The sequence below is a fragment of the Portibacter marinus genome, assembly GCF_021533195.1.
Taxonomy (GTDB): domain Bacteria; phylum Bacteroidota; class Bacteroidia; order Chitinophagales; family Saprospiraceae; genus Portibacter; species Portibacter marinus.
Map to the genome: position 1 here is coordinate 40,730 of NZ_JAJNKB010000011.1, position 13,728 is coordinate 54,457.

Here is a 13,728-nt window from a genome sequence, read left to right on the forward strand (position 1 = left end):
TAGCTGGCGTTCTGAAGCGAATGCGTAGGAACGAGTCCGAAGGACCGAGCGAACAGCGAGCGGCGAAACATAGCGACCTGAGGTACGAGGGTATCGCCCTAGCCTATGACCCTGTCACTACCTAAAAACGGTTGGTGATAATGCCGCTTATCCGTGGCCTTGTACATGGCATTTGCGATCGCTCCAAAAATGGGCGGAAACGGAGGTTCACCCATACCTGTCGGATCGATTTCATTTTGCACGAAATGCACGTCTATTACTTTCGGGGCTTCACCCATTCTAATCATTCTGTATTGATCAAAATTTTTCTTTTCAGGCACTCCATCTTTAAAAGTCAATTCTCCATATAAGGCATTTCCAATACCGTCGACAATGGCTCCCTCAGCCATATTGGTCGCCGCATCCGGATTGACGACCACACCACAGTCGATGGCGCAGCAAACACGTTCCACTACCGGTTTTCCTTCTTCCAGGCTTAGGTCCAGGACATGTGCTGCATAAGTACTATGACAAAAATAGGCGGACACTCCTCTATTTTTCGGGCTCCCTTCTTTGCCCCAGCCCGATTTCTCGCGCACCAATTCAAGCACTCCGGCATAACGTTCTGCATCGTAGTCATTTCTTTCTCCCACTGGGTTTTCAGCTGCACGCTTTAATAAGTCCAACCGAAACTGAATGGGATCCTTGCCTGCGGCTTCTGCCACTTCGTCCAGGAAAGACTGCTCCGCGCCGGCCATAAAATTAGACCGTGGTGCTCTGAAAGCACCAATGGTTATATTAGAATCAATCGACCAATCTTCTGCAAGATAATGATCAAGAGCTCCAGCCGGAAAACGATTCGCAAATAAAGGACTTTCCGGAATGCCTCCAGCTTTGACATGAAGGGCAGTCAGATTGCCACTTTCATCCAAAGCAGCACGGTATGTGGCATGATAGGTAGGACGATAAATTCCATTGGTCATGTCGTCTTCTCTGGTGTAGACCAATTTGATGGGAGATCCAACAGTTTTGGAAATTAGTGCGGCTTCAACCACATAGTGTCCGTAAGCTCTTCTGCCAAATCCACCTCCCATTCTGGTCATGTCCATTTCAATATTTTCCTCAGGCACCCCCAGACTGGAAACAAGGGTGGGAACAATCGACGAAGGGATCTGGATGGGAGTGGCGATTTTTAATTTGCCTTCCTGAAAATGTGCAAAGGAGTTCATCGGTTCCATACAGTTGTGCGCCAGAAAAGGTGCGGAGTAAGTCCGCTCGATTACTTGTGCAGCATTTGCAAATGCTTGATCGGGATCGCCATCTTTTCGCACCACTCTGCCAGGCGTTTTTGCCAACTCTTCCATTTGCTCACGATGCCTTGCTGTGGATTCCAGGCCTGCCGGAACACTTCTTTGGGATTCTCCGCTCCATCCTTTAACAGTCTCTATATATTCTTCGAAAGGTTTCCATTTTACATTAAGCTTCTTCTTGGCCTGCATCACTTCCCAGGTAGAACTGCCGACGATGGCAACTACTTCAGGAAAGGCATTGGTATCAAATCCAGCCTTTACAAAATCGTCCTTGTAGCTTTTGATGGTCACTACATCCTTGATACCCGGCATGGATTTTACTTCGTTTCCGTCCACCTGATCCAGGGTCATTCCGAAGGCAGGGGGATGGGCTACCATTGCTACTAGCATCTGATCTGTTTTGTAATCCAAACCAAACATTGGTTTTCCCGTAACTATGTCTTTACCGTCAATATTTTTATGAGACTTCCCGATTATTTTAAAATCTTTGACTTCTTTTAGTTTCACTTCATCAGGTACCGTCATGGTAGCCGCAAGGGATGCGATTTCTCCATAAGAAAGCTTTTGCTCGCCATCGCTATGGTGCAAAAATCCATCAGCGGAGGTTATTTCATCTGCTTCAATGCCCCATTGTTGAGCAGCTGCAGCTATTAACATTGCTCTCGCAGAGGCCCCGGCCATCCTTAATGGTTCCCATCTGGTCATGATGCCGCGACTTCCTCCTGTAAATTGTCTACCGTATTTGTCTTTGTGGTATGGTGCCTGTTCTAACATTACTTTCTTCCAATCGAGATCCAACTCTTCTGCGATCAGCATGGGCATAGAGGTTCTCACGTTTTGTCCGAATTCGGGATTAGGAGCATAGATGGTCACTACACCATTGTCGCCAATTTTAAGGTAGGAATTAATCTCAAACCATTCTTCCGGCATGGCCAGAATTTCTTCCTCTGTCTTTGATTGGCAGGATGCCAGCCAACTAAATCCAAGAATCATTCCGCCACCGGCTGCAACAGAAGTTTTAAGAAAAGTCCTACGACCTACAGATGTTTTTATGATAGACATGATTTAAAATTTAAAAGTGAAAGATGATGAGGAACAATGCTAATATTCTTTAGCTGCGGTCTTAATCGCTTTTTTGATACGTGTATATGTTCCGCAACGGCAAATGTTGCCCTGCATTGCAGCATCGATGTCCTCATCGGAAGGATTGGGGTTGTCATTTAATAAAGCTGTGGCGCTCATGATCTGGCCTGCCTGGCAATAACCACATTGAGGAACATCGTGTTCTAACCATGCTTTCTGAACCGGATTTAAGCCTTTTTTTGTGGCCAGACCTTCAATGGTTGTAATCTTTTTCCCTTCTGCAGCTGATACCGGAAGGATACAGGATCTCATTGCAGCACCATCCATGTGAATGGTACAAGCGCCGCATTGCGCAATACCACACCCATATTTAGTGCCGGGTAAATCCAGATGATCCCGCAAGACCCATAGCATTGGTGTAGTTGGATCGACATCTACTTGCTGTTTTTCTCCGTTGATGTTTAAATTGAAATTTGCCATAGCTAAATGTATATGTTGTTAATATTTTAAAGATACGAAAAATGAAGTTGAATTATAAGTTAGCGATGGTCACCTCTCTTCCACCCACTTCAGCCAAAAGGTCAATCCGATTCAGAACAACGGCGGTGTTTTCTATAAAATTTACAAATCGTTCATGTACATCGGCCTTTTTATACCAAATCCCTCCACTTTCTATAATTTCGAGTTCGCGTTGTGTATCCCACGATCCACCCATGTGGACAAACATGGCGTTCTCATGGAAGAGTTGTTTCAATTTTTCCACATTTTTGTCTGCCATCCAATCCCATTTTTGTTGGGATAACTCTAAGATTTGCTGCTCAGGTGATGCATTTGGTGAAATCTGATGGGTGGTGGCGATGACGGAGGTCAAGGTGGATCACCAGGTGGTAGCATGTCCGGGGGAAACCAGAGGTCGAATAAACCAGCAAAATCAAATGACAAAAAAACGAAGAAGAAAAATAAAAAGGATCAGAAATCACCATCGAACTGATGCAAAATAACTGATAAAAGTTATTCCGTACAAACTTTATCGCCGAGGCAGAGCTATATTAAATTCTGCTTCGGCTTTTCTTTTTCAAAAATACAAGGATCTTCAATAATATCTTATTTTTAGCAGATCTCTTATACTAAAAATTATGAATCCATTCAAATTTATCACTTTCGCATTATTACTGCCAAGCATTTTTATTTTTGGACAAAGTGTTGAAGTCAATCTTAGCCCTGACAGCGAGTCACCCATCATCAGCAAACATATTTACGGACATTTTGCTGAGCATTTGGGTCGTTGCATATACGGAGGGTTTTACGTCGGAGAAGATAGCCAGATCCCCAATACTTCTGGTGTCCGAAATGATGTGGTAGAGGCTTTAAAGGCTTTGGAAATTCCCAATTTGAGATGGCCGGGTGGATGCTTTGCCGATACCTATCATTGGAAAGATGGCATCGGTCCTAAAGAAGACAGGCCCTCTATATTGAATGTATGGTGGGGAAATGTCAGAGAAGACAACAGTTTCGGAACGCACGATTTTTTAAACATGTGTGAGCTTTTGGATACAGAGCCATACCTATCGGCCAATGTGGGTAGCGGAACAGTACAGGAGTTCGCAGACTGGATCAAGTATACTACTCATCCGGCAGGTTCCAGTCCTATGCCGGAATTAAGAGCCAAAAACGGTCGTACTGAACCCTGGCAAGTGAAGTACTGGGGAATCGGAAATGAAGCCTGGGGTTGCGGTGGAAATATGAGACCAGAATACTATGCAGATGTTTATCGAAGATTTGCGACCTATGCTTCAGATTGGAGCAATAGTGGAGGTATGGTGAGAATTGCTTCAGGGGCAAGTAGTTCAGATTACAAGTGGACTGAGGTTTTGATGCAAAACATCCCTAAAAATCTGATTGAAGCGATAGCTTTACATCATTACTCCGTGATCGACTGGGGAAATAAAGGACCTGCCAAAGATTTTTCGGAGAAACAGTATTTCCAAATTATGAAGGAGGCTCTTAGAATGGAGGAACTGATTTCCAAACATGTAGCCATTATGGATCAGTATGATCCGGAAAAGAAAGTCGATCTTTATGTTGATGAATGGGGAGGATGGTATGATGTGGAACCAGGTACGAATAGCGCATTTCTATATCAACAGAATACCATGAGGGATGCAATGCTCGCCAGCACAACCCTTAACATTTTCAACAATCATGCAGATCGTGTTAAGTTTGCCAATATTGCTCAGGCCATCAATGTGCTACAGGCAGTGATCCTGACTGACGAGGAAAAGCTTATCTTGACACCAACCTATCACGTTTTCAAAATGTATACGCCTCATCACGATGCTCAACTGATTCCCGTATCTTTTGACTCACCGACGTATGAATTCGAAGGTCAAAAACTTCCTGCCATCTCTATTTCAGCCTCTTCAGGTAAGGAGGGAAAAACTTATTTAACGATTGCCAATATTGATGCCAGACAAACACATACTATTGAAATTAAGGTGGCTGCCATTGATGTAGATAAAATTGACGCTAAAATTCTGACATCAGCCAATCTTCAAGATCACAATTCGTTTGAGGATCCCGATAACATTGTAGTACAAGAATTTAATAATGTTTCCATGTCAAACGGTATCGTTAAATTAGACGTTCCACCATTTTCCTTGGTGGCAATTCAGGCAGCAAAATAGATGCGTTATGAGTAGCTATGTCATTGGATTGGATTACGGGACTGATTCTGTCAGGGCACTACTTGTCAATGCAGAGACCGGAAATGAAGTTGCAGCAATGGTTCACGAATATAAACGATGGAACCAGGGACTTTACTGTAAGCCTCCAAAAAATCAATATAGGCAGCATATTTTGGATCATATAGAAGGGCTTGAGATCACCATAGGGGGAGTACTGACAGAAGCCCATCTCGATCCACAATTGGTGAAAGCCATATGCATTGACACGACGGGAAGCTCTCCACTTCCGGTCAACAAAAGTGGTGAGGCATTGTGTCTACAACCACCCTGGACAGACCATCCCAATGCCATGATGATATTATGGAAAGACCATACTGCAGTTGAAGAAGCTGAAGAAATAAATCATCTGGCCAGGAACTGGGGAGGGATCGATTACACCGTGTTTGAAGGTGGAATCTATTCTTCTGAATGGTTTTGGGCTAAAATCTTACATATTATCAGGGAGGATGAAGGCGTTCGCGAAGCAGCTTATTCGTGGGTCGAGCACTGTGATTATATAACCCATATGTTGACAGGGAATAACGATATCCATCTACTGAAAAGAAGCCGATGCGCTGCCGGTCATAAGGCGATGTGGCATGAATCATGGGATGGACTTCCCTCGAAGGATTTTCTGAAGCAACTAGATCCTTATCTGGCCCAATTGAGAGATCATTTGTACGAAGAGACTTTTACGTCAGATGAAATTGCTGGTACGCTAAGCTCAGAATGGGCCACGAAGTTAGGATTGACCACTGAGACCAGGATAGCTGTGGGCACTTTCGATGCCCATGCCGGAGCTGTGGGAGCAGGCGCTCGTGAACATACCTTGGTGCGTGTAATGGGAACCTCCACGTGTGATATGATAGTAGCTTCAGAAGACACCCTACAGGATCATCCAGTCTCAGGTATCTGTGGCCAGGTGAACGGATCCATCATCCCTGGAATGATAGGGCTTGAAGCAGGTCAATCTGCTTTTGGAGATGTTTTGGCTTGGTTCAAAAGCATTCTTTTGTGGCCCATGGATCAGATGTTGCCACAGATCAGTTTCCTTTCTGACTCACAAAAAGATGCCATAAGAAAATCTTTTGATGAGGGTCTGATAGAAAAACTATCCTTTGAGGCAGAGCATATTCCCCATACTGAAAGCTTGCCTGTTGCCTTAGATTGGATCAATGGCAGAAGAACTCCAGATGCCAATCAGTATTTAAAAGGTGCCATGATCAATCTTTCTCTGGGAACGGAAGCTTCACATTTGTTCAAAAGTCTGGTATATGCCATCTGCTTAGGATCAAAAAAAATAGTAGATCGTTTTGAGTCAGAAGGAGTCGAAATTAAAGAAGTAATTGGAATAGGCGGCGTTGCCAGGAAATCACCATATATCATGCAGTTACTTGCAAATGTTTTAAATAAGCCAATCGAAGTGGCTGAATCTGATCAAACTCCTGCACTGGGAGCGGCGATATATGCATCTGTTGCAGCCGGAATCTATCCCAATGTTACATCTGCTATGGAAATAATGACCTGTGGTATAGAAGCAACCTATTTCCCACAGGAAAAGGAAGTTGTCGAATTGCAGAATTATGAACGGTCATACGATGAACTCGCCCGTTTCATTGAAGAAATCACTGAAAAAAGAAGAAGCAATGTCAAAATATAAAGAACTAAAAAGATCGTGTTATGAAGCCAACATGGAGCTACGGGCGCAAGGATTGGTGGTTTATACTTTTGGCAATGTAAGTGAAGTTGACCGTTCCAAAGGCCATTTTGCAATCAAACCAAGTGGCATTCCCTATAAGGACCTGCATGCTGAAGATATGGTCATCGTCGATTTTGATAACAACATCATTGAAGGTGATCTAAGGCCTTCTTCTGACACGAAGACACATGCCTGGTTGTATAGAAATTGGAGTAAAATCGGAGGAATCGCTCATACCCACGCCACCTTTTCCGTCTCCTGGGCACAGGCGCAGAAAGACATTCCTATTTATGGAACCACTCATGCAGACCACCTCACCAAAGATATACCTTGCGTGCAATGTATGTCTGATCATCTCATCCGCGGAGATTACGAGCACAATACTGGTATTCAGATTACAGAATGCTTTGAAGAAAGAAGCCTTGATTATCAAGAAGTAAGTATGATACTGGTCGGAAATCACGGACCCTTTACCTGGGGAAAGGATGCGAATGCTGCTGTATATCACAGCAAAATATTGGAAGTGATTGCGGAGATGGCTTATCGAACCTTGCAGATTAATCCTGAGGCTGTGCCTTTGAAAGATTCCCTTATTCAAAAACATTACGAAAGAAAACACGGAAAAGACGCTTATTATGGACAGTAGTCAAGCCCTCATAAAAAAGGAAATATGGTTTATGACAGGCAGTCAGCACCTCTATGGCCAGGATGTTTTGAAAAAGGTCGATCATCATACTCAAACCATAGTAGATGTTCTAAATAAAGAAGCTAACTTACTAGTGCGCCTGGTCAAAAAACAAGTGGTTACCACTCCTGAAGAGATTTATCAAGCCTGTCTGGAAGGCAATGGATCTCGAAATTGTATCGGTGTTATGCTATGGATGCACACTTTTTCCCCTGCCAAAATGTGGATTCGTGGGCTTCAAAATTTAACAAAGCCGATTTGCCACCTCCACACCCAGTTTAATTCTGAAATTCCATGGGAAAATATCGACATGGATTTCATGAATCTCAATCAATCTGCACATGGAGACAGAGAGTTTGGCTTTTTGTTGACCAGGATGAGAAAAAGGAGGAAGATTGTTGTGGGTCACTGGAAAAGTAAGCGTGTTCATAAGCAGATTGACGTGTGGTCTAGGGCTGTGCTGGGATGGCATGAAATGCAAAATCTCAAGATCGCAAGGATTGGAGACAATATGAGGGAAGTAGCGGTTACGGAAGGGAATAAAGTTTCTGCTCAAATTCAGTTAGGCATGTCTGTCAATGGATATGATACTTCTGATGTATTAAAACACCTGCCGGACAAGGGAGACAGGTTGGTTTCTGAACTAATTCAAGATTACGAAGACAAATATGAAATAGCACAGGATTTAAAATCAGGTGAATCCATGCATGATTCTTTGATCGAAGCTGCCAGGATTGAAATAGCCTTGAGTAGATTTCTGAAAGAAGGCAATTTCGGAGCTTTCACCAACACTTTTGAAAACTTAGGAGCCTTTAAGCAATTGCCGGGAATTGCAGTGCAGCGATTAATGGAAAAAGGATATGGTTTTGGAGCTGAGGGCGACTGGAAAACAGCAGGATTACTGCGCTGTATGAAAGTGATGTCCGCTCAGCTCGAAGGCGGTACCTCATTCATGGAAGATTATACCTATCATTTTTCACAAGAACGCTCACTGGTTCTGGGTTCCCATATGTTGGAAATTTGTCCCAGCATAACTACCGGTCGACCCTCATGCGAAATACAACCTCTTGGCATTGGCGGAAAAGCTGACCCAGTAAGATTGGTATTTGACGGCGAGCCCGGGCCTGGATTAAATGCTTCCTTGATCGATCTGGGCAACCGTTTCAGGCTTGTGGTGAATGAGGTAGAAGGAGTAACTCCGGAATCCAGACTGCCGCATCTCCCGGTCGCCCGTGTCCTGTGGGAAGCCAAACCTGATCTTGAAACCGCCGCAACAGCCTGGATGCTGGCCGGGGGTGCACACCATACGGTTTATTCCCAGGCCCTAAGTACGGACTTCCTGGAAGACTGGTCAGAAATGTCAGGAATCGAGCTTTTGGTCATCGATCTCGAAACAAAGATCAGAGCATTTAAAGATAAAATAAAGTCAAATGAGGTATATTACCACTTGTTTCAGAATACCATTTAATCATATGGGCTTCGTCGGTGTTTTCCTGAGATTAACTTAGACTAAAGCTTCTATGAAATCAGTTACACAGTTCGGACTGATCATATTCTATACATGTTTAATTCAAAAAAATGCATTCAAAAGTTAAAGTTTATTTAGGTTTAATTCTCTTGGTATTACTGTTATGTCAATGCAAGAAAAATGCAAATCAAACAGATTCAAATCCATCTGATCAAGTGAAAACCAACATCACTAAAAGTGCATACGGATTAACAGCTGCCGGTGACAGCGTCGAGAAATACACCTTGTCCAATACCAATGGAATGAAGATCGATGTCATCACCTATGGTGGAATTATTACTTCATGGACAGCACCAGATAAGGATGGGAATTACAAAAATATCGTTTTGGGCTATGACAGTCTCAGCCAGTATCTCTCTGGCAGTCCTTACTTCGGTGCAATTATAGGTCGATATGGCAATAGAATCGCAAATGGTAAATTTCAGTTAGATGGGCAAGAATATACCCTGGCTACCAATAATGACCCCAATCATCTGCATGGTGGAGAAGTAGGTTTTGATAAAGTAATCTGGGAAGCAAGTGTAGGTTCGCCAGGTGATGCTGCAGTGTTGATCTTGACTTATACCAGTCCTGATGGCGAAGAAGGATACCCTGGGAAACTTACTTCAACAGTCACTTACAGATTAACCAATGATGATGCTTTAGAGATTGACTATATGGCTACAACCGACCAAAAAACAATCGTTAATCTGACGCAGCATTCTTATTTCAATTTATCCGGAGACTTTTCTCAGAGCATATTGGACCAGAAAGTGCGGATTCTGGCAGATGAATATCTACCTGTAGATGAAACTTTAATTCCGACAGGTGAGAAGAGAAAGGTAGAAGGTACGCCATTTGATTTCAAAGTACCCAAAGCCATTGGACAAGACATTGAAGTAGAAAATGAGCAGTTGAAAAGAGGAAATGGATACGATCATTGTTGGGTTCTCAATGACCACGGCTCCTTTAGAAAAGTAGCGAGTGCTTATCACGAGGAGACAGGTCGATTTTTAGAAGTCATCACGAACGAACCGGGCATTCAATTCTACACTGGAAATTTTCTGGATGGAACGCTTCCAGCATATGGAGGCGGCACTTACGGATTTCGCTCCGGATTTTGTCTGGAGACACAACATTTTCCCGATTCGCCTAACCAGAAAGAATTTCCTTCAGTCACATTAGAACCAGGTCAGCCATACCGTTCAAAAACGACTTATCGCTTTTCCGTAAAGTGACTATAAATGGACATGCCATTCCATTACAAGATAGTATATGTCACATCATGATCTCCTCATAGAGCGCTTCTTCGAGCTTCTCGTTTTGTAATTTTTCGCTTATTTTTAAAGCATTGTTTTTGTATTTCTTATTGTTGACAAGATCAGAGATCCTGTCATACAGATTATCGCTATTGATCTTGCTGATATCGATCCCTAGAGGACCTAATTCTTTTTTGGCAATGATTTTATTCCATACGTATTGATCAACGATGTGAGGAATAATTAAAGTAGCACAACCGTATTTCAGTCCAGTATGTGTGGTACCAGAACCCCCATGGTGAACCACCGCATAAAGTTTAGGAAAAATATAGTCGTAAGGAATTTGATCTACAAAATGAAGAAGATCATGGTCATATTCAGATAGAGCTGTTAAGCCTCCTGCTGCCGTATTGATGATGGCTGGTACCCTTAATCTCATAAGAACATCCAATACAATTTCAGATTTTCCCTTAGGATCTGAATTAATCATACTTCCGAAGGTGACCAGAATTACTTTATTATGATCTTTAAGGAATGATTCCAAGGCTTGATCCGGTTTCCAATGAGTCGTTTTAGACCGTTCGTGATATCCTTTCACCGTCCAATGAGGAGGCCAATAATCAGGACGTTGAAACAATGTTGGAGATATGGTGTAAATGGCTTTATTGCCAAACAAAGCCTGTTGGATATCTTTTTGTCTGATTTTCTGCGGGACATCTAATTTTTTAACCGCACCCATTACCGTTTTCACCAAGCCAAAATTGGCCAATTTGTACGTCCATTTGTTGATCATAGGTCCAAAGTCCTTATTGAAGGCAACATGTGCATGGTCTTTCACATAATGAAGATAAGGTACCGGGCTGATTAGAGTCGTTTGTCCAGGGTTCGAATGACTCCAAATTACCGGATAGATGACTTTACCATTATGTATAATTTTATCAGGCTGTTCTCGCTCCACCACCTCTTTTTGAATCTTAAGCATGACCGCATTGATCTTATTCTGCATTTTGACGAGCTTCAAATAAGCCTTCAGTTTCTTCCAGCCAAACGAGCCGCCACCCATTGCTATTTGACCCGCAGGACTATCCAACATTTCAATAAAATCAGGTCCCAAAGATTCGAATCTGAGCCCTGTATCTAAAGCCAGATCTCTGAATTGTTCCGGCATTAAGCATAATACTTCGTGGTTTCTGGCTCGCAGAATTTCACCTATTGCCAGGAAGGGTTCCATATCTCCGCGAGTACCTACTGAGGTTAGTATAAATTTCATGATTTTGAAAATGCTTTATGTTTGACTATTTATCTATGACTGAATTTTGATTGCGCTTTGTTATCCGTTCTATTTCTTTTAATAATAACGGAAAAGCGGGTTCTGTCATGGAGTGATCATAACCATCTAATTCTAGTATTTCAATGTCTTGATGCCCGATTATTTTCATCATTCTATAGAAATAGGCATTTTCTTCATATCTACCAAGTAATTCTAATTCGCGATCCCCAGTTATCAAAAGAACCGGAGGAGCGTCCTTTCTCACGTGATAAAGTGGTGCCAATTCATCAATGATAGGTTGGGTTCCTCTAATTCCACGCTCTTTCCGGACCGTAAAGTGAGTGATGGTATGGCCGCTAAATGGTATTAGGCCGGCGATATTATTGGCATCAACGCCATGTTTTGCCAAATAGCTCGTGTCAAGACCAATCATACTTGCCAGATAACCTCCAGCGGAATGTCCTGAGACAAAAATTAGGGAAGGATCCCCACCGTATTTTTTAATATTTTTGACAACAAATGCTACTGCTGCAGCTGCATCTTCAATGTATTCTGGAGCTCGCACGCGCGGATAAAGTCTATAATTGACTCCTACTACTGCTACCCCTTTATCCAGCAGGGCAACAGGTATTTCCTTTTCACCAGACGTCAATCCCCCTCCGTGAAACCACACAATTGTAGCAAAAGACTCCTTGCCTTTCGGATAATAAAGATCTAAAACACATCTTTCACTTTGATATGAATTTGAAACCAAGTTGGAATCCTGATAGTATTTCAAATTAGATTCCATAATGTATTCCGTATCCTGAGTCCAAGAAAGACTCCAGAACATCGCACACATCAGCAATAAAAAATAATCTTTCATATGCCGTAGTTCTAAAGGGTTTTGCAAGATGCTCTACTTGCTTTTCAAATGCTTGTTTCTATTTCACTAAAATTATTTAACCAATCGCCAAAATCCTGACTGAAACGCTCAAAATCTTCTATTAAGGGCAAATGACCGCAATCATCGTAAATTAATAATTTTGAATGAGGAATCACATGATCTATGATCATGGCGTGTTCAATTCTGATGATTTTATCACGATTTCCTGTGATAATCCAGGTTTCCGGTTTTAAATCTCTCAACATATCCGTGATATTGATGCTGGGCAATTGACTGAATATCATGTGTAATTTTGCTATATCATGCTTGCGAATTAAGGGATACATTTTGTCAATGGTCTTGTTGAATATTTCCTTTCGTCGAAGTTTGAGAGCCTGATGGGCATATGATAGTGCTGCTTCTTTGAAAATAAGCTTGCTTCGCTTCATCATGTGAAAAGCGGATTGAAAAGCTTTAGATTGAAGTAGGTTGCCTTGTGATATTTTTTGTACCCAACCTTCAAATCCCGTCCAATTCCCGTTAAGAAAACCACTGATGCTCATCACTGAAATGACATGCTGAGGAAATTGACTGGCATAATTCAAAGCTACAAATCCGCCCATACTATGGCCTACAAGCAGTGCCTTGCTTTTGACGATATCAAGAATAAAACCATTGAGAAAGTCATTGAAGAAATTAATGTCAACAGTTGCGGGATTGAAACCGTCAGGTAAAGTCGATGGATAGTGGCCTGGCAAACTTAGTTGATACCAGGTTCTTTCCACGGCCAACTGTTCCATACCAATTTGCCAGAAATTGAATGATGCTGAAAAGCCATGAATTAGGATAATCGGTGCAAGATTGGATTTTGATATTTTAGAAGAGAAAGCTATTTTCTGATCACCATGATGATAAAATTGTATTTCCATAAATGACTTCCGATCCTCTATAAAGTTTACTTAGAGCAGGCAAGGTACATCAAAACAAACCATTTTCATTGGGACTGGCTTCATCAATTATTTGTCCTAGATCCCACAGCTCCACGATTTTTCCATTTTCAAATTTAAAAAGGTGGACCACCGTAATTTTCATGCTCTTCTTTACGATCAAAGAATGTGTGATCACAGTTTGACCATCCTGAAAAACATTTTTAACATCGACCAACTCATTGGGTTCATCATTGTGGGCTTGTTTCATGGCTTCCAACAATGACTGGCGGTCACCTTTAAAATATTGATTATGGTGAATGAATTCTTTTGAAACATATTTATCGTAGCCTTCCTCCACTTTACCAGTACCAACGAGATGTAAGAAATCCTTAGCAATATCCTTTGGGTTCTTTTTCATC

At 42.2% G+C, this 13,728-nt stretch carries 11 protein-coding genes and 1 pseudogene; 5 read left to right on the forward strand and 7 right to left on the reverse strand.

From position 1 onward, the window contains the following. Positions 1-98 precede the first annotated feature (98 nt). The 3 genes and pseudogenes from L2567_RS18805 to L2567_RS18815 all read right to left on the reverse strand — a co-directional run. Positions 99-2,351: a xanthine dehydrogenase family protein molybdopterin-binding subunit gene (locus L2567_RS18805; RefSeq protein WP_235299399.1), complete on the reverse strand. Its 2,253-nt coding sequence runs from the start codon at positions 2,349-2,351 to the stop codon at positions 99-101. Between the two features lie 39 nt (positions 2,352-2,390). Further along, a complete protein-coding gene (locus L2567_RS18810) occupies positions 2,391-2,852 on the reverse strand; it encodes a (2Fe-2S)-binding protein (RefSeq protein ID WP_235299400.1) in 462 nt (153 codons plus the stop codon). 67 nt (positions 2,853-2,919) lie between these two features. Further along, positions 2,920-3,231: pseudogene (locus tag L2567_RS18815) on the reverse strand (nuclear transport factor 2 family protein); the annotation flags it as partial. 277 nt (positions 3,232-3,508) lie between these two features. On the opposite strand from L2567_RS18815, the gene L2567_RS18820 reads away from it, so the two are divergent. The 5 genes from L2567_RS18820 to L2567_RS18840 all read left to right on the forward strand — a co-directional run bounded on the left by L2567_RS18820 (position 3,509) and on the right by L2567_RS18840 (position 10,224). After that, positions 3,509-5,056, forward strand: a complete 1,548-nt coding sequence (locus tag L2567_RS18820; RefSeq protein WP_235299402.1) for an alpha-N-arabinofuranosidase — start codon at positions 3,509-3,511, stop codon at positions 5,054-5,056. A gap of 7 nt (positions 5,057-5,063) precedes the next feature. After that, positions 5,064-6,755 carry a ribulokinase gene (locus L2567_RS18825; protein WP_235299403.1) on the forward strand — a complete coding sequence of 564 codons (1,692 nt, stop codon included), beginning with the start codon at positions 5,064-5,066 and terminating at the stop codon, positions 6,753-6,755. Continuing rightward, the gene (locus tag L2567_RS18830) at positions 6,742-7,440 is read left to right on the forward strand and encodes an L-ribulose-5-phosphate 4-epimerase (protein WP_235299404.1); all 699 of its coding nucleotides are present in this window, start codon (positions 6,742-6,744) and stop codon (positions 7,438-7,440) included. Before L2567_RS18825 ends, L2567_RS18830 begins: the two co-directional genes overlap by 14 nt. Then, complete coding sequence (gene araA, locus L2567_RS18835) at positions 7,427-8,947, forward strand: L-arabinose isomerase (protein WP_406626729.1); 1,521 nt, start codon at positions 7,427-7,429, stop codon at positions 8,945-8,947. The genes L2567_RS18830 and araA overlap by 14 nt, the downstream gene beginning before the upstream one ends. A gap of 215 nt (positions 8,948-9,162) precedes the next feature. Further along, positions 9,163-10,224: an aldose epimerase family protein gene (locus L2567_RS18840; protein ID WP_235299406.1), complete on the forward strand. Its 1,062-nt coding sequence runs from the start codon at positions 9,163-9,165 to the stop codon at positions 10,222-10,224. 40 nt (positions 10,225-10,264) lie between these two features. Here L2567_RS18840 and L2567_RS18845 read toward each other — a convergent pair whose 3' ends face one another. Genes L2567_RS18845 through L2567_RS18860 form a run of 4 tightly spaced genes read right to left on the reverse strand, consistent with a single transcriptional unit; the run spans position 10,265 to position 13,727 of the window. Further along, a complete protein-coding gene (locus L2567_RS18845) occupies positions 10,265-11,515 on the reverse strand; it encodes a glycosyltransferase (protein ID WP_235299407.1) in 1,251 nt (416 codons plus the stop codon). A gap of 25 nt (positions 11,516-11,540) precedes the next feature. Next, positions 11,541-12,380, reverse strand: a complete 840-nt coding sequence (locus tag L2567_RS18850; protein WP_235299408.1) for an alpha/beta hydrolase — start codon at positions 12,378-12,380, stop codon at positions 11,541-11,543. Positions 12,381-12,424: 44 nt separating this feature from the next. Continuing rightward, positions 12,425-13,309: an alpha/beta fold hydrolase gene (locus L2567_RS18855; protein ID WP_235299409.1), complete on the reverse strand. Its 885-nt coding sequence runs from the start codon at positions 13,307-13,309 to the stop codon at positions 12,425-12,427. A 49-nt stretch (positions 13,310-13,358) separates the two neighbouring features. Continuing rightward, positions 13,359-13,727 (reverse strand): nuclear transport factor 2 family protein, encoded by a 369-nt coding sequence (locus L2567_RS18860; RefSeq protein WP_235299410.1) that lies wholly within the window; start codon positions 13,725-13,727, stop codon positions 13,359-13,361. Between the last annotated feature and the right edge of the window lies 1 nt (position 13,728).